Genomic DNA, 23,730 nt, shown 5'->3' with positions numbered 1-23,730 from the left:
GACGCATGCGCGCTACTGGTTGAGCAGGCGTCCCTTCTGCGTCGCGAACTCCTCCTCGGTCAGCACCCCGTCGTCGCGCAGCTGCCCCAGCTCGCGGAGCTGGTCGAGGAGGCTGGCGCCCGACGAGACGGTCGAAGCAGGCGGCGGCGCGGGCGGCGGCGGAGTGGCCGGCGGCGCTGCCGCGGGCTGTGGCGCGCGGTAGGCCGCGGACTGGGCTTCGTATGCGGCGGCCTCCTGCTCCTGCTGGTCCCTCCGCGCCCGACGGCGCATCATGCCTCCGGTCACTGCCGTCGCTGTGCCCGCGACGACGGCGGTCCGGGCTGCGGTCTGCAGAAGGCTTGGCCGCCCCAGCCGTAAGAAGGGTCGTCCGATCATGAGGTATCCCCTTTCGGTGTGGGCGCCCCGAGGGGCGCCAGCTCTCGTGCCACCCGCGTCAGGTGCCGCTCTGGAGCCCGGCCAGTGCCGACTCGGCCGTCTCGAGTGGTACGACGCCCTCGTCGACGACCACCCCGCCCGTCTCGGCCAATGCGGTGACGAACCGGTCTGCCCAGGTGTTCTCCCAGATGAGCACGGCAGCGGCCGTATCCGGATCGAGCTGTCCGCCGACCTCCGCGAGGTCGACGTCACTGATGAGGCCGCCGAACTCGCCGTCGACCCCGTCGTAGCCGGCTCCGCCGTCAGGCAGCCCGTCGACCTCGAGCGTCGACACACCACCTTGTGCATCTCGAGTGACGAAGACGAGGTCGAGCAGCCGGACGCTCCTGCTCTCCACGAGAGCAGCGAGCTCTGCTGCCAGACGGCCGTGGAAGTCGGGGTGGTCGAAGGCGACCACCACGTAGTGAACGGGTCCCATGTCATCCTCTCTGTGTGTCGTGGCTCGCGAGCAGCGCCTGGGATCCGGGGGATCCGCCTGCCGAGGAGGTGCGTCGGATGTCGACCAGCTCGAGGCCGAGCGCGGCGACGCGCTCGATGATGCCGTGCAGCGCTGCCTGGTCGAGCGCGCCAGACAGGACCGTCGAGGTTTCCTCGATGCGGATGTCCAGGTCGGCGAACGCCTCGCGCGCGGCTGGCCCGACGATGCCTGCGACGCGCACCTCGTAGTCGCTGGACAGTGCCATGGCTGGGCCTCCTCCCTGTCGGGCATGTCCCCAGCGTCGAAGGCCGCGGTCTGTCGCGGATCACCCTTCTGACATGAGACGGCCGAAAACACGGGACCAGCTCGCCCCGAGATTTGAAGCGGCTGGCAGGCCACGGCCGTTCTACGCTTCTCACAGGCAGTCGCCAAGTCCGTTGGCAGCTACACCGGCCGAGGGATGCCACGCAGTCACGGTCGGGGTGATGACGATGTACTCAGCGTTCAGGGCACGCAAGTTCGTCGTGCCGGATCTGCCGCCTCGGCATGTACCGCGTCCCCGGTTGATCTCCGCGTTGGCCGCAGCCACTGAGCGACCCCTGACGGTGGTCGCCGCCGGTCCGGCGTCCGGCAAGACGGTGGCGGTGAGTGAGTGGGTGCGCAGCCGTCGCGCGCCGACTGCGTGGGTGTCGCTCGAGCCGGCCGACAACGCCTCCGGTCCCTTCTGGGGTCTGGTCGACGAGGCCCTCGAGCAGGTGGGCCGCGCCGTTCCGAGTGACATAGGGGGAGGTCGACCGGCTCCCGAAGAGACCCTGGAGCGGCTCGCCGCCGTCGTCTCAGCGGACGACCCCCTCTACCTCGTGCTGGACGATGCGCACGTCCTCAGGGACCCCGGTCTGGTCCAGCAGCTTGACGCTCTCCTTCAGCTCCCGCTCCCCGGGCTGCACGTCATCCTGTCCGCGCGGAGTGACCCGCTCGTCGCGCTACATCGCTACCGCATCGCGGGACTGCTGTCCGAGCTGCGCGCGGTCGACCTGGCCATGAGCCCCACCGAGGTGGACGACCTGATCGCCGCTCACGGCCTCGCGCTCGACCCCTCCGCCCGCGCCCTGCTCATGGAGCGGACAGAGGGATGGGTGGCAGGGCTGCGGCTCTCCATGGTCCGCATGGAGTCCTCCGATCGCCCGGAGGACTTCGTCACGGCATTTGCGATGGACCGCGGCAGCATTGGGGAGTTCCTACTCGAGGAGGTGCTCGCATCGCTGGACCCCCACTCGCGACGGATGCTCATCCGCACCAGCGTGTGCGAGGCCATCTGCGGATCCCTGGCCGACGCGATCTGCGACGACACCGGTGGCGCCGACATCCTCGCCCGGTTGGCCCAGGGGGGCTCCTTCGTGTCCCCCCTCGAGCACGAAATGGGCTGGTACCGCTACCACCCTCTCATGCGCGAGGTGCTCGTCCACCTGCTGGCCAGCGAACCTGCGACATTGCGGCGACTCGTCAACGCACGGGCAGCGCGGTGGCACGACGAGCGGGGCAATCTCGTCGAGGCCCTCCACCACGCCGTCACGGCACATGATTGCGGGCACGCGGCCGACCTGCTCTCCCGAGGCGCCTTCAGCCGGATCTTCCTCGGCAGCGGGGAACGGGTCGTGTCCGACCTCCAGGGCTTCGTGCAGACCCCGCGGTCACACCTCGAGGGCGACGTCGCGGCCGGCACGGAACGAGTGTTGCTGACCGCGGCCCAGGCCGCGGTCGCGGGCGCCACCGGCGAGATGACGGCCCTGCGGACGCAACTGCTCTTGATCGGTGACGAACCGGAGGCCCCCGGCACCCGGATGCTCGCCGACTACGCCCGCCTCGTCCTCGCCATGCACGACGGCTACGCCGACACCGCGACGATGGTCGCAGAGCGAATGACCGCCGAGGACCCCGATGGACCTTTCGGCGCGTTCGCCCTCAGCCAGATCGGCGCCATTGCCCTGTGGTGCGGCAACGAGGACCGCGCGATCGAGTACCTCACCAGGGCGCTGACCCGAGCCCACGGCCTCGGCATGACTCCGCTCGCGCTGGAGTGCATTGGCCTGCTCGGCATCCAGCACTGCTCGCTGGGACGGGTGGCGACCGCCGAGGACTACGTGATGGAGGGTTCCCGTCTGGTCCGCAGTCACCCGCGCCTCACGGGGCGAGCCCAGGCAGCGCTCTTCGTCGCGGCGGGCGAGGTGGCGATCGCCCGCGGCCGCCTCGATGAGTTCGAGCTCGCGATGGAGCGAGCCTCCGATGCGCTCGGAAACGGCGCTGACCCTGCCCTGTCGAGCACAGTGACTCTGCTGAGGGCCAAGGCCCTCCAGGCGGTGGGACAGTACGTCGGGGCCATGACCCTCCTCGTCGAGGACCCGTCCTTGAGGTCTCCGGGGTCGTTCAACCTCGTCACCGTGGGTCGCACGATGACGGCGGAGCTGTCCAGCCTGTCGGGATGGCCGCTGCGGCCCCCGGACGAGGTCGTCGCCGCAGCCGCCTCGAACCATCATGTCTCTGGCCTTGTCGGCATCGCTCGTGCGCGCGCCGAGCTGGCCAGTGGCCAGCTCGATAGTGCCGAGCGTCATGTGCGTCGCGTCGTGGCCTCGAGCCGTCCCGCCCCCTCGCTACCCGTGCTCGTCGAGGCCGTCCTCATCGGATCTGAGGTTGCCCTGGCCGCTGGCGACGAGAGACGTGCAGTCGAGCGCGTCACCCATGCGATCGACCTCGGCAACAACGGCGGCGTGGTGCTCCCCTTCGTCGAGGCTGCGAGGCGCCTGCTGCCACTCATCACGCGCCACCACGGCCTCGAGGAGCGGTGGCCGATCCCCTTGGAGGGAATGACGCACGAGATCCCCAACGCCAGGACCACCCTTCCCGAGTCGCTGACCGACCGTGAGCTGTCGGTGTTGCGCTGGCTCACCACAACCCTGTCGGTGTCCGAGATCGCCGACGAGCTGTGCTTGTCGATCAACACGATCAAGACCCACGTGGCCGCTGTCTACCGCAAGCTGGGCGTCGGTCGACGCCGTGACGCGGTCGCCCGTGGCCGCGAGCTGCGGCTGCTCTGAGCCCGGCCGAGGGCACGGTTGTCACCAGGGCGCGGCGCCAGTCACATCCATGTCGGTGACCCCTTCGAGACCGAGGACGAGTTGGCGCACGGCGAGAGGGTCACGCGCCATCTCACCGTCGGCTGCCTCGAACACGGGCTGAGCCTGGTCTGCGTCCTCCGCTCGGTCGAGCACGTCGACCGCCGGGGTTGGCGGCGCGCCTGGTGAGATTGATGAGGGAGGACGAAGGCGATGACCATTTCCCGAGATTGACCTTGTCAACCAGACTCGGGTGAACCTTCACGGCTTGATTGATGCCCTCATACGGCGACGCTCCGTGAGCCCGCCGACGCGTAGGGGGAGAGAAAGGGACTTCTGGCTGCTGTCTATCAAGCGATCTCGCCTCCCTTCTTCCACGGCTGATGATCACTGGCTTGAGCGATTGAAAGGTGGCTGTTTCGTCGTAAGGCGTTCGGCGTGTTCTCGTGGCACGCTGGGGGTTATGTCGGACTCTGATCGGGCGGGGTACTTGTCACGGGTTGCGATGGACGGCGAGTTGCCGCGGCGCCAGGACCTGGGACTTGTGTTTGACGAGCTGGACTACCAGATGGCCTGCCAGGCGTACTTGTGGGCGTTGCCGCTGGTGTCGTACGCGCAGTGGAAGACGCAGCACTACGACGTGTTCGGTGCGACCAGCTCGGATTTGGTGCACTACGTCTCCTATCGCGACCGGCTCGGGCTGATCACTGCCAACGCGACGACGCCGTACATCCTCAACTTCTTCGACTTGAGCGAGACTGGCCCGTTGGTGATCGAGCTTCCCCCGGGCCCGACCGCCGGAGGCATGTCGGACTTCTGGCAGCGCGAGTTCGCCGTCATGGGCGAAATGGGCCCGGATGCCGGAAGGGGTGGGCGGCACGTCGTCGTACCGCCCGGGCAGGACCCGCCTGAGGTCGGGGACGGCTGGTACGTCCAACGCGCCACGGGCATGAACATCATGTTCGGGTTCCGCACGCTCGACCCGGACCCTCAGAGGGCTCAGGCGCTGGTAGATGCCGTGCGGATCTACCCGTACGACCAGCGCGAGAACCCCGCCCCCACGCGCGTGGTCTCACCCGAAGGACGCGCATGGTCGGGAGATCAGCCGCGCGGGCTCGACTACTGGGTGCGCCTGCACGGCATCTACCAGGACGAGGTCGTCGACGAGCGCGACCGGTTCTTCCTCGCCATGCTCAAGCGCCTCGGCATAGAGCGCGGGAAGCCGTTCGAGCCCGACGAGCGGCTCACCCGCATCCTTACCAGAGCTACCAGGGCAGGTGAGCTGATGGCGCAGGCCAACACCTTCGCCAAGCAGTTCCCCGGCTCACGGTACTGGCCCGACCGGACGTGGGACCTCGCGATCGTGCTCGACAACCCGGCGCAGCGCGGCGAGGGCTACGACGAGCTGCTCGAGCGCGCGTCATGGTTCTACGAGGCGGTCAGCTTCTCGGAGGCGATGAAGAGCACGACCCCTGGCGCGGGGCAGGCTTACCTCGGTGCCTACACCGATGCCAACGGGGCGTGGCTGGACGGCGGGCAGAACTACACCCTGCACGTCCCGGCTGACCCGCCGGCGAAGCTGTTCTGGTCCGCGACGGTGTACGACGCATGGACGAGGTGCCTCATCGACAACGAGCAACAGCGTGGTGACCGCGGCTCGCGTGACGCCGACCTCGTGCGCAACGACGACGGTTCGGTCGACGTGTGGTTCGGACCCACCGCACCGGAAGGGAAGGAGTCCAACTGGGTGCCGACCATTCCCGGCCGGCATTGGTTCTCCTACTTCCGCCTGTATGGCCCGCTCGAGAGCTACTTCGACCGCAGTTGGAAGCTCGGCGACATCGTGCCCGTCTGACCGGCGGCTGTCAGCGACCGCGGATGACCGACAGGACGAGGACTACCCGGCGCCCGAGGTGGCTCGCGCCCTCGTTCGGCGGGTACCGCAGGACGTGGCTGACCGGGGACCTCCTCGCCGGCCTGACGGTCTGGGCGGTGCTCGTACCGGAGTCGCTCGCGTACGCCACGATCGCCGGGGTCTCGCCGGTGGTCGGACTGTACGCGGCCGTGCCGTCCCTCATCCTGTATCCCCTCCTGGGCTCCTCGCGGCACCTGGTGGTCGCGACGATGTCGGGCACGGCGGCCCTGTCGGCCAGCGTTGTCGCTGACGTCGCCAGTCAGGGAGGTGCTGACTTCGCCGCCACCACAGCGGCACTAGCCGTCGTCATGGGGTTGCTGTGCGCTCTGGCCGGAGTGGTGCGGATGGGGTTCATCGCCTCGTTCATCTCCGAGCCGGTGCTCAAGGGCTTCATCATCGGCCTCGCCCTGACCATCATCATCGGCCAGGTGCCCGCGCTTCTGGGCATCGACAAACCACCGGGGAGCTTCTTCGAGAAGCTCTGGGGAATCCTTGGTGAGCTGCGCGACATCGACTGGCTGACCACCGCGGTCGGCATGGCATCGCTGGTCGTGATCTTGGTCCTCAAGCGTTACCTGCCGCTGGTGCCCGCGTCGCTGGTCGTCGTGCTCACCGGCATCGCCGCGGTCGCCCTGTTCGGCCTCGATGAGCAGGGGCTGGACATCGTCGGACCGATCGACTCGGGTCTGCCAAGTCTGGCGCTGCCCGACGTGGGTCTGGACCACTACCTGGCGTTGGTGGGCCCAGCCTTCGGGGTGCTTCTCATCGGTTTCGCCGAGGGACTCGGGGCGGCGAAGACCTACGCCGCCAAGGAGGGCTACGACGTCGACCCGAACGCCGAGCTGCTCGGGATGGGCGCAGCCAATGTCGGGTCGGGGCTGTTCGGCGGGATGGTCGTCAACGGCAGCCTGTCCAAGACCGCCGTCAACGGCGGCGCCGGCGCCAAGTCCCAAGTGTCAGGGCTGACCGTCGCCGCACTCACCGTCATTACACTGCTGTTCCTGACCGGCCTGTTCGAGGACCTCCCCGAGGCGGTGCTCGCCGCGGTGGTCATCGCCGCCGTCATCGAGCTCGTCGACATCGCCTCGCTGAGCCGCCTGTACCGGGTGTGGACCGGGCCACTCGGCCGGATCTACCGGCACACCACTCGGGTCGACTTCATCGCCGCCCTGGCCGCCCTCCTCGGCGTGCTGGTCTTCGACACCCTGCCGGGCCTGTTCATAGGCATCGGCGTCTCAGTGATCGTGCTGCTCTACCGGTCCTCGCGCCCGCACGTCGCACGGCTCGTGCGACGCCCAGGTCCGGGCGACTGGGTCGACCAGGACCGCGCTCCCGAGGTGCCACCCACCACTGATGTCGTCGTGCTGCGGGTGGAGTCGGGGTTGTTCTTTGCGAATGCCGACCACGTGCGCGACACCGTGCTGGACGCCGTCAGGGGAGACACCGTCGCTGTCGTTCTTGATGCGGAGACGATCCCGACCATCGACGTCACCGGCGCCGGGATGCTCGTGGCATTACGCGACCGGCTGGCCGAGCGCGGCATCCAGCTGCTCGTGGCCAAGTCAATCGGTCAGGTGCGCGACGTCGTGGCCACTGCCGAACCGGGTGCGGACGTCCCCGGCCGGTACGACAGCATCGACGCCGCCATCAAAGCGGCACGTGGCGTGTCGGCTCGGCCTGAACAGCAACCACCACCCCCGGCCACCCCAGGACAGGACGGCACGTGAACGAGGTCATCGGCGAGGTCCTCCCGCTCGCCCTCGGAGTCGCGATCAGTCCGATCCCGATCATCGCGGCGATCCTGATGCTGCTCTCGCCCAGAGCGAAAGGCACCAGTATCGGGTTTCTGCTCGGATGGATCCTCGGCATCCTCGTGGCCGTCACCGTCTTCACCCTGCTCGCCTCCATTCTCCCTCAGGAGGCCGAAGGGTCATCCAAGCCCATCGCCGGAACCATCCAGATCGTTCTGGGCGGCCTGCTCCTGCTCCTGGCGACCAAGCAATGGCGATCTCGCCCCACGGGCGACACCGAACCTGCATTGCCGCCGTGGATGCAGGCCATCGACACCATGACCACCGCGCGAGCCCTCATGACGGGCTTCCTGCTCTCGGGGCTCAACCCAAAGAACCTCCTCCTCGGAGCTGCCGCCGGCGTGGCCATCGGCTCGGCCAGCCTGACGGCCAGTGGCACCATCGCCTCCATAGCCGTGTTCACGATCCTGGCCGCCTCGACGGTTGCCATCCCGGTCACCGCCTACCTCGCGGCCTCCGCAAGGATGGCCGGTCCCTTAGGAACACTGCGCAGCTGGCTGGTGCACAACAACTCCACCGTCATGGCCGTGCTGCTGCTCGTCATCGGGGTGACACTCATCGGCAAGGGCATCGGCAGCTTCTGAATGGGCAGTGCGCAGGTGCAGCCATGACCACGGCCCCCGTCGACTGAGCACCCCCTCGACGGCTACTCGTCCCGCCTAGTGACCGACTGACAGACACGGACACATGTGCCGGCCAGCCGGCCAGGGCAGTACGGGGACGTTTCCAGCCTCACAATCGAGACGACAGGCGACGAACGAGTGCTGCATTCACTCCCGGGCGCACTCGATCAGAGCGATCCTCGCGACCTCCCGATCGAGCCACCGCCGTGCGATTAGCGTGCGATTGGAGAGTACGTCTGAGCGGTGTCGTGTCCGCTTGTGACGCTGGGACACAGCGCCCCGTGGCGCCGCATAAGCGCAGGTCAGAGCCTGTCTTCGCAGGTCACACGATGGAGCTGGCGAGGGGACTCGAACCCCTAACCGCCTGTTTACAAGACAGGTGCGCTACCGATTGCGCCACGCCAGCACGCCCCGACACCTGGGTGACAGGAGCACGAGCCCAGCCACCGTCATCGGGACGGCGAAAGCGTAACGGAGCCGGACGGCATACCGGAAAGCTGCTCACCGCAGCAGCGCTGCCACCCACCCCGCAACGCAGAAGGACGGCCCCGCGAGACCCAGGGGGTGATCGCGCGGGGCCGTCCAGGTCAGCCAGCCTCCAGCGGGCCGTCAGCAGTCCGTCGGCAGTCCGTCAGCCGGCCGGAGCCGGCCTCACGACGGATCAGGGCAGGCGGATGACCTGACCGACGTAGATGAGGTTGGCGTTGGCGATGGTGCCGCGGTTGGCGGCGTAGAGCTCCTGCCACCCGCCCTTGACCCCGTGCTTGACGGCGAGCTTGCTCAGCGTGTCACCGCTCTCGATGGTGACCTTCGCGCCGGTGGCCGTCGACACGCGCGATGCCGAGCGTGACGTCTCCTCGTTGCTCGACACCTTGGGCGCCGCGTAGGTCTTCTTCGTGACCTTCTTCGGCGCGGCGTAGGTCTTCTTCGTCGTGACCTTCTTGGTCGCCGTGGTGCCCGTGGACGCGGTCGCGCCCGAGGCGCCACCGTTCGCCCGGGTCAGGCCCGCACGGACGGAGCAGACGGGCCAGGCTCCGGGGCCCTGCCCCTTGAGGACGCGCTGGGCGACCGTGATCTGCTCGGACTTGGTCGCGAGGTCGGCGCGCGAGGCGAACTGCCCGCCGCCGTAGCCACGCCACGTGCTGCCCGAGAACTGCAGACCGCCGTAGTAGCCGTTGCCCGTGTTGATGCTCCAGTTGCCGCCGGACTCACAGGCGGCGACGCGGTCCCAGACGCTCCCCGCCGCGGAGGCGGAGTTGGCGGCGCCGATGCCGGCGACCACGGTGGCCGCGCCGGCGATGCCGACCCCCGCCATCCGCTGCTTGAGGGACAGGCGCTTGGCCAGGGCATGCTTCGACTGGTAGTGCATGGGTGTGTCCTTCCTGACGCGCGCCTGCGGGGTTAGCTGTCGGGTTCGGGCGGTCAGGTGCCCGGCCGCTCGCGCGGCTTCACCCCGAGACCAGGACGGCGGGATACGCCGTCATCGCACGCTGTCACTGCACGCTGGCCACACTGGGTCCCCCGTCCTCGCCCGGCCCGCGCGGTGCGGGCTACGTCTCTGGCTGGCGAGGCTCGGCGCGCTCAGAGACCGGATTGATGGGTGTCCATGTGAAGTTGTGGAGCGCGCCGGTGGCTTCCGGGCACGACGGGCGACCACATGGAAAGGAAGGAAAAACCCCGATCCGGCTCCGGATGAAGGAGGCCGCCGAGATCCGACGGTACGTGAGCCAAAGGCACGAGACAAGCAGGACCGAGATCTTTTCGTGATCTGGAATTGACCATTCCTTGACATTCTCGGAGACCGCTGTGCTGTCCCTGTGTGTCCCATTTCGAGACGGTATGCCGTCCGGCACCGTCGCGAGGTCACCAGCGGGTGGCGCCCTAACCGCCGAATGGGTTGCCGGAGAAGGGATTCCACGTCAGGCTCGCCCCGTTGGCGATGGCGATCGCGCCCGCGACCACCCCGACCGTGGCGAGCACCCCGGCGACGATCTGCGTCGACAAGCCGGCAGGCACGAGGCGTCTCACGATGGAGCGCGATCCTCGTCGCAGTGATGCCCCACCGGGCCCCCACCACAGCATCGCCAGACCGAGCGCGCCGCCGATGACGAGGGTCACGGGGGCACCCGGGCCGAGCTCGCCGCCCCGCGTGCCGGCGAGCAGCAGCGCTGAGCCGAAGATCCCGGCGAGCGCCACGCCGACCGGGAGGATGAGGCTCACCGCGGTGGCGATGATGCCGACGACGAGGTGCCACGGGCTCGTGACGACTGCCATCGCGACGTCGCTGCGCCGCCGGCCGTGCTCGTAGCGCCGCAGCACGAGGGAGGTGAAGGACAGGTCCGTCGCCCGGGCGATGACCGACCAGCCGACGAGCACGAGCAGGGCGATGCCTGGCCACGCCGCGAGCGCCCCGACCCACGCGAGCCCGGCGGCGCCGAGCAGCCCCGTGCGCATCGCCAGCCCGATGCGCGGGTCGCCCTCACGGGGGGCGTCCTCGGCCTCGTCCTCGGGCACGCCGCGACCCCAGTAGTCGTCGGTCGTCGGCAGCCCCCCACGGGCCGGCTCGATCTCCTGGCCCGCATAGGGGTCGGCGTCGTAGCCGTCGTAGCCGTCCTGGGGGTCGTAGCCGTCGTGCGGGTCGTAGCCGTCATGCCCGCCCACGGCGGCGGGAGCCCCGGCCGGGGGCGCCCACGACGGCTGCGGAGGCGCATACGGCACAGGAGGCAGCACCGACGTGCTCCGCTCCTGGAGCACCTGGGTCGACCCGGGCGGCAGGGGTGGCGGCTCGACGTGTGTCGTGTCGTCGTCCCACGGACCGCCGCGGGGGGCCGGCACCGTCGCGGCGCGCCCGGCGGCATACTGCTCGAGGGCCGCGATGACGTCGTCGGCGTGCGGCCGACGGGAGGGGTCGGGCGACAGCGCCGCCCGCAGCAGGGGCACGAGGAGCGGGTCGACGCCGTCGAGGTCGACGTCGCCGGCACGGACGCGGGTGAGCACGGCGTCCATGCGGGCCCGGCCGAACGGCGGACGGCCCGAGGCCGCGAAGGTGATGGTCGCCGCCCACCCCCACCAGTCGGTGGCGTCGGTGATCTCGGCGCCCTCGACGAGCTCGGGCGAGAGATAGCCCGGGGTGCCCATGACGAGGCCGCCGACGGTGTGGCGCACGTCGTCCTGCAGGTGGGCGATGCCGAAGTCGATGAGCACGGGCTCGCCGTCCTCGAGCAGGACGTTGCCCGGCTTGATGTCGCGGTGCACGACGCCGCAGGCATGGATGGCGCGGATCGCCTCGGCGACGCCGCGGGCGAGCCGGAGCAGCTCGTCGGGGGCGAGCGGCCCGTGCTCCTCGACCGTCTCGTCGAGCGCCGGGCCCGGCACGTACCGGGTCACGATGTAGGGGCGCGGTCCCATGATGTCGGCGTCGATGACGCTCGCGACCCGGTCGTCGCGGATGCGCGAGAGCGTGTCTACCTCGCGGCCGAGGCGGCGACGTGCGTCGTCGTCGTGGGCGATGTGGGCGCGCAGCACCTTGATCGCGACCGCGCGGCCGCGCGGGTCGAGGGCGAGGTACACGACGCCCATGCCCCCCTCCCCGATCTCCTCGATGAGGCGGTAGGGGCCGAGCCGCTCGTGCCGCTCACGGGGTATGCCGTCGCGGCCGTCCTGCGGGGCGGCGCGCACACCGGACGGCGGGCTGGGCGCCCGATCGGTCCGGTCGTAGGCCGTCATCCCCCTACGGTATGCGACCGGACGCCCACACCGGCACCGACAACCGCGGAGCGGGCGCTAGCTCGTGATGTAGTCGCGGAGCGCGTCGCGCTCCGACTGCAGCTCGCTGAGGCGGTGCTTGACGATGTCGCCGATGCTGACGATCGCCGTGAGCTTGCCGTCCTCGTCGACGATGGGGACGTGGCGCACGCGCATCTCGGTCATCGTGCCCGCGAGGTCGGCGATGTTGTCACCGGCCGACCCCGTCGTGACCTCACTCGTCATGATGGCCGACACGGGCCCGTCGAGCACGTCGGTGCCGCTGGCGTGCAGGTGGCGCACGATGTCGCGCTCGCTGACGATGCCCTCGACGGCGGCGCCGTCGGTGCTGACGACGAGCGCACCGATGCGGTGCTCGTCGAGCAGGGCGAGCAGATGGCTCACCGTGTCGTCGGGCTTGATCGTCACGACGCCCCCGCCCTTGGACCGCAGCACGTCCGAAATCTTCATGGCGACCTCCGTCTCGAGTCGGCGACTTGCCGGCAGCCTCCGGCGCACCGGTGCCCTAGACCCGACCCTAGAGCGGGACCCGTCCGGGCGCCAGCGTTCTCTCGTTAGAGTGGGCTGCGCACCGTGGCGACCACCACCATGCGAGACAGCCGGCACCATGTGGCCGCCTCGGATCCATCCGCAGCCCTGACCGGCAGGCCACCGGTCCCGTTCGAGCAGGAGTTGATTGCGTGCCGTCCGCACGGCAGACCTACGACCTCGTCATCGCGGCGAACCGCCTGCCCGTCGACAAGGTCGTCACCGACAGCGGCGAGTCCGAGTGGCGGCGCAGCCCCGGCGGGCTCGTCACGGCCATGGAGTCGGTGATGCGCAGCCAGCCGGGTGCGTGGGTCGGCTGGGCCGGTGACACCGGCGAGGCGCCCGAGCCCTTCGACGAGGACGGCATCCACCTGCGTCCGGTGCCGCTGTCCGCCGACGAGGTCCGCGACTACTACGAGGGCTTCTCCAACGACACCCTCTGGCCGATCTACCACGACGTCATCGTGCCGGCCTCCTTCCACCGCGACTGGTGGTCGAGCTACCAGACCGTCAACCAGCGCTTCGCCGAGGCGGTCGCCGAGGTCGCGGCCGAAGGGGCCCGTGTCTGGGTGCAGGACTACCAGCTCCAGCTCGTGCCGGCCCTCGTGCGCAAGCTGCGCCCCGACGTGCGCATCGGCTGGTTCAACCACATCCCCTTCCCTCCGGTCGAGCTCTTCGCCCAGCTCCCGTGGCGCACCCAGCTCCTCGACGGGCTGCTCGGGGCCGACTTCCTCGGCTTCCAGCGCCAGGCGGACTCGCGCAACTTCGTGCGAGCGTGTCGGCAGCTGCTCGGCGCCCGCACCAAGCGCGACCTCGTCACCGTCGAGGGCAGCCACCGCCGGGTCCGCGCGGCAGCGATGCCCATCTCCGTCGACTTCAAGGGGCTCGAGGAGCTCGCCAAGCAGCCCGACGTCATGGCCCGCGCGCGCGAGATCCGCGCCAGCCTCGGCGACCCCGAGGTGCTCATGCTCGGCGTCGACCGCCTCGACTACACGAAGGGCATCCGGCACCGTCTCAAGGCCTACGAAGAGCTGCTCAGCGAGGGCCGCTTCGGTCCGCCCGAGGTCACGCTCGTGCAGGTGGCGACGCCGAGCCGCGAGCGCGTCGACGCCTACCGCATCCTGCGGGGGGAGGTCGAGCAGACCGTGGGGCGCATCAACGGCGAGCTCGGCAAGATCGGCGCGCCGGCCGTGCACTACCTCCACCACTCCTACCCGCGCGAGGAGATGGCCGCGCTCTTCCAGGCGGCCGACGTCATGCTCGTCACCCCGCTACGCGACGGGATGAACCTCGTCGCCAAGGAGTACGTCACGTGCCGCCACGACCTCGGCGGCGCCCTCGTGCTGTCGGAGTTCACCGGCGCGTGGCACGAGCTGCACCAGGCCTTCGCGTGCAACCCGCACGACATCGAGGGCCTCAAGCAGACCATCCTCCGCGCCATCAACACCCCGGCCAAGGACAAGCAGCGCATCATGCGAGCCCTGCGCCGACGGGTCGCCGACCACGACGTGCAGCGGTGGGCCGCGCGCTACCTCGCAGCCCTCGACGCGGCACCCGACGTGCCGCGCCCCAGCCTGGTCTCCGGCGCCGACCCGCTCGCCGGGCCGGGTGCGGATCCGGGAGCCATGCACCTCGGGGGCATCAGCACCGCAGAGAGGGCCACGTTCGCATGACCGAGGGACTGCCGGCCCTGCTCGAGACCCTCGAGGACGTCGCTGTGGCGAAGCGGCTGCTCCTCGCGACCGACTACGACGGGGTGCTCGCCCGCTTCGCCGCCGACCCCATGCGGGCCGTGGCCGAGCCGGGCACGATCGACACGCTGCGGGCGCTGGCCGACCTGCCGGGTCTGCACGTCGCGGTCATCTCCGGGCGCGACCTCAAGACCCTGCGCCGCCTCACGGGCATCGACGAGGACGAGCCGATCGTGCTCATCGGCAGCCACGGAGCCGAATCCTCTGACGCGGCAGTGCGATCCGCGATGGAGCACGCGGCAGTCACCCCTGACGACGAGGTGACGCTCACGGAGCTCCGTTCCGACATCGAAGCGCTCGTCAAGGAGCACCACCCGGAGGCCGGCATCGAGTACAAGGCTGCCGCCGTCGTCGTCCACACTCGCGGCCTCCCCCGCGAGGTGTCCGACGCCGCGCTGGCCGATGCGCGCCGCCTCGCGCTCGAGCACCCCGGCGTCAAGGTGCTCAAGGGCAAGTCCGTGCTCGAGCTGTCGGTCTCCCACGCCGACAAGGGCTCTGCCGTCACGGCCCTCGGCCGCAGCGTCGATGCCGTCGCCCGCATCTACTTCGGCGACGACGTGACCGATGAGGACGCCTTCACGCGCCTGCGTCGTCCGCAGGACGTCACGGTCAAGGTCGGCGCCGGCTCGACCGCAGCCCGCTTCCGGCTCGACGACGAGGCCACCGTGGCCCGCGTGCTCACGAAGCTCTGGCAGCTCTGCTCTGCTGCCCACGTGCCCAGCTGAGCGCGGTCACCCACCCCGCGAGGCGGCATACCCCGGCGGGCGACGCGAGGGCGGTATGCCGTGTGGCGGGGCTCAGCGGCGACGCACCGCGCCGGTGGAGCCGCGCACGACGAGCTCGGGCCGGAAGACGTATTCGGCTCGGGGAGAAGGCTGTCCGGCGATCTCGTCGAGCAACGCCCGCACTGTGGCGGCACTCATCGCGTTGACGCTCTGACGCACCGTGGTCAGCGGCGGGTCGGTGAACGCGATGAGCGTCGAGTCGTCGTAGCCGACGACCGAGAAGTCGCGAGGCACCTGGAGGCCCCGCTTGCGTGCCTCGCGGATGGCGCCGAGCGCCATGAGGTCGGACCCGCACACGACGGCCGTCGCACCCCGGTCGAGCAGGCGCCCCGCCGCGGTGGCGCCGCCCTCCACCGTGAAGAGGGAGCGCTCGATGAGGTCGTCGACGTCCGAGCGGCCCGTCAGCTCCTGCATCGAGTGCCGGAAGCCCGCGATCTTGCGGATGACAGGCACGTAGCGGTCCGGCCCGACGGCCAGGCCGATCTCGCGGTGACCGAGGCTGACGAGGTGCTCCAGGGCGAGGCCCATCGATGCCACGTCGTCGTTGGAGATGAACGGCGCGTCGACGCCTTCGATGTAGCCGTTGACGAGCACGAGCGGCAGGCCTCGGTCGCGCAGGGCGATGTAGCGATCAGGGTCGGTCGTCGTGTCGGCGTGCAGACCGGAGATGAAGATGATGCCGGCGACGCCGCGCTCGAGGAGCATCTGCACGTAGTCGTCCTCGTGAACTCCACCGGCGACCTGCGTGCACAACACCGGGGTGTAGCCGTTCTGCGCCAGGGAGTTCTCGATGATCTGGGCGAAGGCGGGGAAGATCGGGTTGGTGAGCTCGGGGACGATGAGGCCGACGAGCCCGGCGCTCTTGCGGCGCAGGCGAGATGGCCGGTCGTACCCCAGGACGTCGAGCGCGGTGAGCACCGCCTGCCGGGTCGACTCGGCCACGCCGGGCTTGCCGTTGAGCACCCGCGACACCGTCGCCTCGGACACCCCCGCCTGGTCGGCGATGTCCTTGAGCCGTGCTCTCACCTCACCGCCCCCTTCGCCGTGCGTGCCGCGCTCCTCCATCGGTGGGCTTCCAGATCCAGATGCGGACCAGCGCGCTGTCGGCGCCCAGTGTGACAGCCCCCGCACCGATCTCCGGACCGGGTCCGTATGCCGGTGCCCCGTTCTCGATGCCGGCGAGATGGTGGGCGGGCAGGACCACGGGCGCGTGGGCGTCGCGGGCCACGTGCACGAGTGCGACCTCCTGCTCGGTCTCGCGGAGGAAGACGATGGCATCGCCCTCGGCGTGGACCCAGCGCAGGCCACCACGGCGCAGCGCGACCGAGCCCTTGCGGGCAGCGATGAGACCGCGGTAGACCGCGAGCGTGTCAGTGTCCCAGTCGGATTCGTCCCACGGCATGGGTCGGCGCCCGTCCTCGCCGAAGGTGCCCTCCATGCCGATCTCGTCGCCATAGGTCAGCATCGGCATCGACGGGAACGTGAAGAGCAGGCCGGCGGCCGCCTCGACGCTGTCCGGTCCGACCAGGGTGCGGATGCGGGGCACGTCGTGCGAGCCGACGAGGTTGAAGGAGTGGACGAGCGACTGCCATGCGATGCGTGAGGTGAAGTCGCGCATCGTGTCGACGACGGCCGCCGCGCCGAGGTGCGGCAGTGGCACCGGGGCGCCGAGGAAGCGCGGGTCCTTGGGGTCCTCACGCAGCCACGTCCACGCCGGCTTGCAGAAGCCGGCGTAGTTCATGACGCCGTGCCAGCCGTCGCCCGGCATGTCGGGCGTGTAGTCGTGGAAGTGCTCGCCGACGAGCAGGGCGTCGGGAGCCACCCGGGCCATGACGTTTCGCATCTGCCTGGCGACGTCGTGGTTGACGTCGGTGTCGCGCCACCGCCCCGTCATGTTGGCGACGTCGACGCGCCAGCCGTCGAGACCACCGGAGCGTCCGAGCCACTTGCGCACGACACCCTGGGGGTGCTCGAAGATGCGCTGGCGCAGCGCCGCGTTGAGGTGGTTGAGCTTGGGCAGCGACGGCACGCCCAGCCAGGCGACGTAGCTGCCGTCCTCCCAGATGTAGTAGTCGCGCTCGGGACGGCGCTTGCCGTCGGGTCCGGATGCCGCGAGGAACCACTCGTGAGCATCGCCCGTGTGGTTCGTCGTGAAGTCACCCATGACCTTGAGGCCGCGCTCGTGGGCCGACGACGTGAGCCGCCTCAGCGCAGGCGCCCCGCCGAGGAGCGGGTCGATCTGCTCGAACGAGGACGCGTCGTAGCGGTGGTTCGAGCGGGCCGGGAAGAACGGCGTGAGGTAGACGACGTCGACACCGAGCGACTCGAGGTGGTCGAGGTGCTCGGTGACCCCGTCGAGGTCACCGCCGTAGAACTGGTGAGCGACACCCTTCGGGCTGAGGTCGACCGGGTCGGTCCAGGCCGCCGGGATCGCCCAGTCGGGGGTCTCGTAGCGGTCGGCGCGACGAGAGCGCGCGAAGCGGTCGGGGAAGATCTGGTAGACGACGGACCCCAGCGCCCACGCGGGCGGCGGGCTGTCGTGCGCCACGAGGCGGAAGTCGCTGGCGTCGGGCAGGTCGCGCGTGTGCAGGCCGGTGCCGTTGAGCCACTGGTACTTCGTCGGCCCGCCGGTGAGCAGGAAGCGGTAGGTGGTGACCGGGTTGTGGCAGGTGAGCGTCGCCCGCCACCAGTCGTCCGTGGCGGTCGTGCGCACCCGCTTGGCGACCGTGAAGGTCGCCTCGCCGTCGGGGGCTGTGCGCACGTGGACGGCGTCGACCTCCGCCTCGAGTGGGACGCGGAGCAGGACGTCGACGCGGTCGCCCAGACGGGGGGCCTGGTTCGAGACGTAGCGCCCCGACCCGTCATGGTGCGGCTGGCTCAGCCACGTCTGCTGGCGGGTCGGGGCGTCTGTCACTTCACCGAGCCCGTCGTGAGTCCGCCGACCAGCTGCTTCTGGAAGGCCAGGTAGAGCACCATGACCGGCAGCGAGGCGAGCAGTGCACCGGCCGTGAAGCGCCCGAAGAGCTCGTTGGCCGTCGTGCCGAGGGTCATGCCGTAGAGGCCCACACCGAGCGTCTGGGTGTCGACGTCGGTGAGGAAGATGCTCGCGAGCATGAACTCGCCGTAGAGGCCGACGAAGACGAGCATGAAGACCGTCACGAGGATCGGCATCACGAGGCGAAGCGTCATGGTGAAGAAGATCCGGGCGTGGCTCGCGCCGTCGACGATGGCCGCCTCGTCGAGCTCTCGTGGCACGGTGTCGAAGTAGCCCTTGAGCAGCCAGACGTTGGCGCCGAGCGCACCACCGAGGTAGGCGAGGACGAGGCCGGCGAGGGTGTTGAGGCCGAAGGCCGGCAGGACGTCACCGATGCCCGCGAAGATGATGTACATCGCGACGATGGCGAGCAGCGCCGGGAAGAACGTCGTCAGCAGCAGGAACATCATGCCCGGCCGGCGACCCTTGAAGCGCAGCCGCGAGAAGGCGAAGGCCGCGCAGGCACCGACGAAGACCGCACCGAGAGCGCCGATCGTCGAGACGATCATCGAGTTCTTGTACCACGTCCAGTACGGACGGGACGCGTCGTTGAAGAGCGCCTCGAAGTTGACCGTGGAGAAGCCCGAGGGGAAGAGGCTCGCCGTGTTGAGGGTGCCCGAGGGGTTCGTCGCGGCCGAGTAGATGAAGACGATCGGGAAGAGCGCCCAGATGAGGGCGAGGATGCCGAGGGCGTGGCGCCACCAGACGTGGCCGCCCAGGCCCCGGCGCTTGGGCGACGCGGGCGCGGGCTCTCGGGTCTCGGCCTCGAGGCGCTGCTCGAGCCGTGGGTCAGCGGGAACGGGGGCAGACATCAGTTGATCTCCTCGAGAGCCTTGGTGCGACGGAAGCCCGGGATGCTCATCAACGCCACGAGGATGAAGATGATGACCGAGACCGCGGCCGCGAAGCCGTAGTTGGGTGCGCTACCGGAGAACGCCAGGCGATACGCATACGTGATGAGCAGGTCACTCGACCCGATCGAGGTATCGGCGCCGTTGAAGGGCCCGCCCTTGGTGAGCAGGTAGATGAGCCCGAAGTTGTTGAAGTTGAACGCGAACGACGCGAGGAGCAGCGGGCCCACCGCGACGAGCAGCAGCGGCATGATGATCGAGCGCAGCGTGCGGAAGGCGTTCGCCCCGTCGATGGTCGCCGCCTCGCGGACGTCCTGCGGGATCGACTGCAGGGCGCCGGTGCACACGATGAACATGTAGGGGAAGCCGAGCCACAGGTTGGTGATGAGGATGGCCGTCTTGGCGCCGAGACTCGTGCCCAGCCAGTCGACGTTGAGGCCGGTCAGCTGGTTGATGATGCCGTAGTCCTGGTTGAACATGCCCTTCCAGACCAGCGCCGTCACGAAGATCGGCAGGGCGTAGGGCAGGATCAGCAGCGACCGGTAGATCCCCTTGCCACGCAGCCTCGGATCGTTGAAGAGCAGGGCGATGAGCATGCCCAGCAGGAACGTCGAGAGCACCGAGAAGATGGCGAAGAAGAGGTTCCAGACGAAGATGCTGACGAAGCCCTCGCGCAGGGTCGGGTCGGTGAAGATGCGGGTGTAGTTGGCCAGGCCGACGCCCTCCTTCCAGCCCTGCGGCAGGGTCTGGGAGGGGTCGGCGACATTGGTCCACCGAGCGTCTGCCGGCGCGTAGACGGTCGGCGGGGTCGTCGAGCTGTCGGTGATCCGGTCGCTCGCCGCGTCGTAGCTCATCGTCGGCTTGCCCTCGAAGGCCTCGGAGAGGCCGACCGGCTTGATGCCGCCGCCGTCACTGGTGGGCACGGCGAGAGCGGACAGGTCCGCGCTTCGTGCGTTGACCTGGCGAGCGGTGAGGAGCGTGTAGCCGGGCGCTGAGAGGATCTTCCCCGAGGGGGCCTTCGTCACGCCCTCGGGCGCAAGCGGCTTGAGGCCGCTCGGGTCGCCCGTGAAGGTCGCGCCCTCCGGGTTCGTGAGCAGCAGGATGAGGTCGGCCGTCTCGACGCTCGCGCGCTCCTTGACCGCCACGCTCATCTTGTATCTGGGGGTTCCCGGCACCTCTCGCACCGACTGCGCGATGATGTCGGAGACCGACTCCTCCTTGGAGTAGAGGTGTCCGTCACCGTAGTTCGTGAAGGAGAGGTTGGCGGTGTAGACGACCGGCCACAGCTGGAAGAGGATCATCAGCAGCACGCCGGGGGCGAGGTACTTCAGGGGCACAGCGCGTCGCGTCGCGTAGATGGCGAGGATGCCCAGGCCGACGACGCCGGCGAGGACGACTGCGAGGGTGTTGCCCGCTTCAGCGAGCTTGGTGGCGATCACGAAGGCGCCGGCCACCGCCGCGGCGATGAGGACCCACTTGATCGCAAGGGCGAGGGGCTTCGTCATGGAGACACGTCCTTTTGCGCCGACCGGCGCCGTTGCCGAAGATGCACGAGGGAGAGGCCCCGGGGCCTCTCAGGTCGACTCCACACTGAGCCGACCGACGAGCCGGGCCCCGGGGTCCGCCGCAAGGGCGGACCCCGGAACCCTTTCTACATCAAGGAAACTCAACCCTTGGCGATGTTCGCCTCGATCTCCTTGGCGGCGGCGTCGAGACGCGCCTGGGCGCCTGCCTTACCGGCGATGATGTCAGCGGTCGCCTGGCCGAAGGGGCCCCAGACCGAGTTCATCGCGGGGATGTTCGGCATCGGGGCACCGTCGACGCCGGCCTCGTACCACGCCTTGACGTCGGGGTCGGTGGCGGAAACCTCGTCGTAGGCCTCCTTGAGGGCCGGCGGACGCTTGCCGACCTCGAAGAGGGCGAGCTGGACGTCCTTGCGCGGGATGTAGTTCGTGACGAACTCCTGCGCGAGGGCGGCGTTCTTGGCCTTGCTCGAGACGTAGAACATCTGGACGCCGAGGAACGGCTTCATCGGACCGCCGCCCTCGAGGCTCGGCAGCGGGGCGATGCCGTAGTTGATGCCCGCCTCCTTCGCCTTGGCGACGCTCCACGGACCGCTGATCATGAACGGGGCGGCCTTCGAGTCGAAGAGCGCGTCCTGGTTCGTGTCGTCGACGTTCGTCGAGAGGACCTTCTTCTTGCCGAGGTCGGCGAGGACCTCACCGCCCTTGACGGACCCGGGGCTGTCGACGATGACCTTGTTGGGGTCGTAGCCACCCTGGGCGTTGGTCCCGAAGATGCCGCCGCCCTCGAAGGCCGAGAGGTAGGGGTAGGCGAAGTAGGCGTTGCCGACCTTGGAGACGAACTGCGACAGGACCTGCTTGGCCTTGCCCTCCTTGACGAGCTTCTCGCCCGTGGCGACGAGCTCGTCCATGGTCTTCGGCGGGTTCGGGACGAGGTCCTTGTTGTACATGAGGCCGATGTTCTCGACGGCGTAGGGCACGCCGTAGGACTGGCCGTTGAACTTCGTCGCCTCGATCGCCTTCGGGAGGAACTTGGCGGACACGTCGGACGCCAGGTTGACCGGGGCGACCGTGGAGTTCTGGACGAGCTCGCCGAGCCAGTCGTGCGCGCCGACGATGACGTCCGGGCCCTTGCCGACCTTCGTGGCGTCCTTGAACTGCTGACGCGTGTCGGTCGAGATCTGGACCTTGACCGTGACGCCGTTCTCGGCGGCGAACTCGTCGGCGTACTTCTGCACGGCCGCGGAGCGGTCGGCGTCAGTCCAGATGACGAGGTCCACATTGGCGTCGCGGACGGGAGCCGCGGTGCCGCTGGGGGTCTCCGGAACGCCGGTCGTGGTCGCCTTCGCGGTGCCGGCGGCGGTGTTGGACGGGGTGGTGGGGCTGGACCCACCGCAGGCGCTGAGGGCCAGGGCGGCGACACCCGTGACAGCAACAGCACCAAGCGCACGCTTGTGCATGGATTCTCCTTTGAAGCCAGGTGGCACACGCCGCCACCGGTGGGCCCGAATGTAGCAAGAACTTGCAGACTGGCGAAACCCGCTTGCAGCAAGTTCTTGCAACGTTCTGGTCAAGGATTCTCCTCGTCCAGGAGCCCGCCGTGCGGCTCGGCCGCGGACGAGACCGACGCTGGCACGACGTCGGCGAGGGTGCGACCCGTGTCCCGGATTGAGCACCGAACCGTGCCCTGTCCGTGTCTGTTCCGAGACCTGAGCGGGCCGGCGCGCGAGAAGCTCTCAGGGACCTGTGCGGGCCCTGTGCGGGCGTGCCCGAGGCCCGCGGCCTGGGACACATCTGGTCATCCCGCCGACCATGGGCCATGATGGCCCTGCCCGTCCGCTCGGGTGGGTAGCCCTTTACAACGGATCGTCCGGCACGTTCCTGCCGGTGAAGGAAGGCAATGAAGCCATGGCAACTGTGACGTTCGACAACGCGACGAGGCAGTATCCCGGAAACCCGGTTCCCTCCGTCGACAAGCTCAACATCGAGATCGCGGACGGTGAGTTCCTCGTCCTCGTCGGTCCCTCCGGATGTGGCAAGTCCACCTCCCTGCGCATGCTCGCCGGCCTCGAGGAGGTCAACGGCGGCCGCATCCTCATCGGTGACCGCGACGTGACGAACCTGTCCCCCAAGGACCGCGACGTCGCGATGGTGTTCCAGAACTACGCGCTCTACCCGCACATGACGGTCGCCGACAACATGGGCTTCGCGCTCAAGATCGCCGGCGTCGACAAGGGCGAGATCCGCAAGCGCGTCGAAGAGGCCGCCAAGATCCTCGACCTCACCCCGTACCTCGACCGCAAGCCGAAGGCCCTCTCCGGTGGCCAGCGCCAGCGCGTCGCGATGGGCCGCGCGATCGTGCGCTCCCCCCAGGTCTTCCTCATGGACGAGCCGCTGTCCAACCTCGACGCCAAGCTGCGCGTGCAGACGCGCACGCAGATCGCCTCGCTCCAGCGCCGTCTCGGCGTCACGACGGTCTACGTCACGCACGACCAGGTCGAGGCCATGACGATGGGTGACCGCGTCGCGGTCCTCAAGGACGGCATCCTCCAGCAGTGCGACAGCCCGCGCCGCATGTACGACCACCCGGCCAACGTCTTCGTCGCGGGCTTCATCGGCTCCCCGGCGATGAACCTCATGGACGTCCCGGTCACCGAGGGCGGCGTGGACCTCCACGGCCACACCGTCCCGATCGCACGCGAGGACCTCGCCGGCGTGGGCAACCACGTGACGCTCGGTGTCCGTCCCGAGGACCTCGACCTGTCGTCCGACGCGTCCGGCATCCCGGTGACGGTCGACGTCGTCGAGGAGCTCGGCGCCGACGCCTACATCTACGGCACCGCGGACGCCAAGCTCCTCGAGGCCACCGGTGAGAACGCCGGCGCCGTGCCGTTCATCGCGCGCGTCGACGGTCGTCGCCCCCCGGAGAAGGGCGAGAAGATCTACCTCAAGCCGAAGACCGGCCACGTGCACGTCTTCAACGCCGATTCGGGCCTGCGCGTCGGCGACTGAGCCGTCGGTCACGTCTGACTGACTCGGGCGCCCTTGGCGCACAAGCTGTTTCGTATGCCGCTGGGCCGGCACCCCGTCGTGGGTGCCGGCCCAGCGGCATACTGCGTCAGTGGCAGACCGACTCGCTCGGAACGCGGCGCGGGGCGACTGTCGAGGGTTGTGGCGTCGT

General features: G+C 69.3%; 18 protein-coding genes, 1 tRNA gene and 1 riboswitch. Of the genes, 7 read left to right on the top strand and 12 right to left on the bottom strand.

Annotated elements, in window-relative coordinates:
- Positions 1–12 precede the first annotated feature (12 nt).
- The 3 genes from FBY41_RS09285 to FBY41_RS09275 are packed head-to-tail and all read right to left on the bottom strand — an operon-like array spanning position 13 to position 1,118.
- Positions 13–375 carry an SHOCT domain-containing protein gene (locus FBY41_RS09285; protein WP_141843764.1) on the bottom strand — a complete coding sequence of 121 codons (363 nt, stop codon included), beginning with the start codon at positions 373–375 and terminating at the stop codon, positions 13–15.
- 58 nt (positions 376–433) lie between these two features.
- Positions 434–853, bottom strand: coding sequence for a DUF6325 family protein (locus FBY41_RS09280; protein ID WP_141843762.1), 420 nt, complete (start codon positions 851–853; stop codon positions 434–436).
- Between the two features lies 1 nt (position 854).
- Positions 855–1,118, bottom strand: coding sequence for a hypothetical protein (locus FBY41_RS09275; protein ID WP_185748992.1), 264 nt, complete (start codon positions 1,116–1,118; stop codon positions 855–857).
- 310 nt (positions 1,119–1,428) lie between these two features.
- Between FBY41_RS09275 and FBY41_RS09270 the strand changes: the two genes are divergently transcribed.
- From FBY41_RS09270 to FBY41_RS09255, 4 genes are all read left to right on the top strand, one after another.
- Positions 1,429–3,945 carry a LuxR C-terminal-related transcriptional regulator gene (locus tag FBY41_RS09270; protein ID WP_141843760.1) on the top strand — a complete coding sequence of 839 codons (2,517 nt, stop codon included), beginning with the start codon at positions 1,429–1,431 and terminating at the stop codon, positions 3,943–3,945.
- A gap of 523 nt (positions 3,946–4,468) precedes the next feature.
- The gene (locus FBY41_RS09265) at positions 4,469–5,818 is read left to right on the top strand and encodes a DUF1254 domain-containing protein (RefSeq protein ID WP_141843758.1); all 1,350 of its coding nucleotides are present in this window, start codon (positions 4,469–4,471) and stop codon (positions 5,816–5,818) included.
- 23 nt (positions 5,819–5,841) lie between these two features.
- Complete coding sequence (locus tag FBY41_RS09260) at positions 5,842–7,605, top strand: SulP family inorganic anion transporter (protein WP_141843756.1); 1,764 nt, start codon at positions 5,842–5,844, stop codon at positions 7,603–7,605.
- Complete coding sequence (locus FBY41_RS09255; RefSeq protein ID WP_141843754.1) at positions 7,602–8,273, top strand: GAP family protein; 672 nt, start codon at positions 7,602–7,604, stop codon at positions 8,271–8,273. Before FBY41_RS09260 ends, FBY41_RS09255 begins: the two co-directional genes overlap by 4 nt.
- A 369-nt stretch (positions 8,274–8,642) precedes the next feature.
- Here the strand turns inward: FBY41_RS09255 and FBY41_RS09250 are convergent.
- From FBY41_RS09250 to FBY41_RS09235, 4 genes are all read right to left on the bottom strand, one after another.
- Positions 8,643–8,718, bottom strand: a tRNA-Thr gene (locus FBY41_RS09250).
- Positions 8,719–8,973: 255 nt separating this feature from the next.
- Positions 8,974–9,681: a LysM peptidoglycan-binding domain-containing protein gene (locus tag FBY41_RS09245; protein WP_141843751.1), complete on the bottom strand. Its 708-nt coding sequence runs from the start codon at positions 9,679–9,681 to the stop codon at positions 8,974–8,976.
- 27 nt (positions 9,682–9,708) lie between these two features.
- A riboswitch (cyclic di-AMP (ydaO/yuaA leader) is annotated at positions 9,709–9,836 on the bottom strand.
- Positions 9,837–10,193: 357 nt separating this feature from the next.
- Positions 10,194–12,038 (bottom strand): serine/threonine-protein kinase, encoded by a 1,845-nt coding sequence (locus FBY41_RS09240; RefSeq protein WP_141843749.1) that lies wholly within the window; start codon positions 12,036–12,038, stop codon positions 10,194–10,196.
- Between the two features lie 57 nt (positions 12,039–12,095).
- Positions 12,096–12,527, bottom strand: coding sequence for a CBS domain-containing protein (locus FBY41_RS09235; protein ID WP_141843747.1), 432 nt, complete (start codon positions 12,525–12,527; stop codon positions 12,096–12,098).
- Between the two features lie 230 nt (positions 12,528–12,757).
- Here FBY41_RS09235 and FBY41_RS09230 point away from each other — a divergent pair, with 230 nt between their 5' ends.
- A complete protein-coding gene (locus tag FBY41_RS09230) occupies positions 12,758–14,278 on the top strand; it encodes an alpha,alpha-trehalose-phosphate synthase (UDP-forming) (RefSeq protein ID WP_260439665.1) in 1,521 nt (506 codons plus the stop codon).
- Entirely contained in the window at positions 14,275–15,081 is an 807-nt protein-coding gene (otsB, locus tag FBY41_RS09225; RefSeq protein ID WP_141843745.1) for a trehalose-phosphatase, read from the top strand. Before FBY41_RS09230 ends, otsB begins: the two co-directional genes overlap by 4 nt.
- Before the next feature lie 72 nt (positions 15,082–15,153).
- Here otsB and FBY41_RS09220 read toward each other — a convergent pair whose 3' ends face one another.
- From FBY41_RS09220 to FBY41_RS09200, 5 genes are all read right to left on the bottom strand, one after another.
- Positions 15,154–16,167 carry a LacI family DNA-binding transcriptional regulator gene (locus tag FBY41_RS09220; RefSeq protein WP_141843744.1) on the bottom strand — a complete coding sequence of 338 codons (1,014 nt, stop codon included), beginning with the start codon at positions 16,165–16,167 and terminating at the stop codon, positions 15,154–15,156.
- Between the two features lies 1 nt (position 16,168).
- The gene (locus FBY41_RS09215; protein WP_141843742.1) at positions 16,169–18,055 is read right to left on the bottom strand and encodes a glycoside hydrolase family 13 protein; all 1,887 of its coding nucleotides are present in this window, start codon (positions 18,053–18,055) and stop codon (positions 16,169–16,171) included.
- Complete coding sequence (locus FBY41_RS09210) at positions 18,052–18,987, bottom strand: sugar ABC transporter permease (RefSeq protein WP_141843740.1); 936 nt, start codon at positions 18,985–18,987, stop codon at positions 18,052–18,054. Before FBY41_RS09210 ends, FBY41_RS09215 begins: the two co-directional genes overlap by 4 nt.
- Entirely contained in the window at positions 18,987–20,531 is a 1,545-nt protein-coding gene (locus FBY41_RS09205) for an ABC transporter permease subunit (protein WP_141843738.1), read from the bottom strand. The genes FBY41_RS09210 and FBY41_RS09205 overlap by 1 nt, the downstream gene beginning before the upstream one ends.
- A gap of 161 nt (positions 20,532–20,692) precedes the next feature.
- On the bottom strand, positions 20,693–22,009 hold the full coding sequence (locus FBY41_RS09200; protein WP_141843736.1) for a sugar ABC transporter substrate-binding protein: 1,317 nt from the start codon (positions 22,007–22,009) through the stop codon (positions 20,693–20,695).
- Between the two features lie 448 nt (positions 22,010–22,457).
- Here FBY41_RS09200 and FBY41_RS09195 point away from each other — a divergent pair, with 448 nt between their 5' ends.
- The gene (locus FBY41_RS09195) at positions 22,458–23,561 is read left to right on the top strand and encodes an ABC transporter ATP-binding protein (protein ID WP_141843734.1); all 1,104 of its coding nucleotides are present in this window, start codon (positions 22,458–22,460) and stop codon (positions 23,559–23,561) included.
- Positions 23,562–23,730: the final 169 nt, after the last annotated feature.

This window comes from Humibacillus xanthopallidus, from assembly GCF_006716675.1.
In the GTDB taxonomy this organism is placed as follows: Bacteria; Actinomycetota; Actinomycetes; order Actinomycetales; family Dermatophilaceae; genus Humibacillus; species Humibacillus xanthopallidus_B.
The sequence above is the reverse complement of the archived record's forward strand: the minus strand, read 5'-3'. Positions and strand labels throughout refer to the sequence as shown.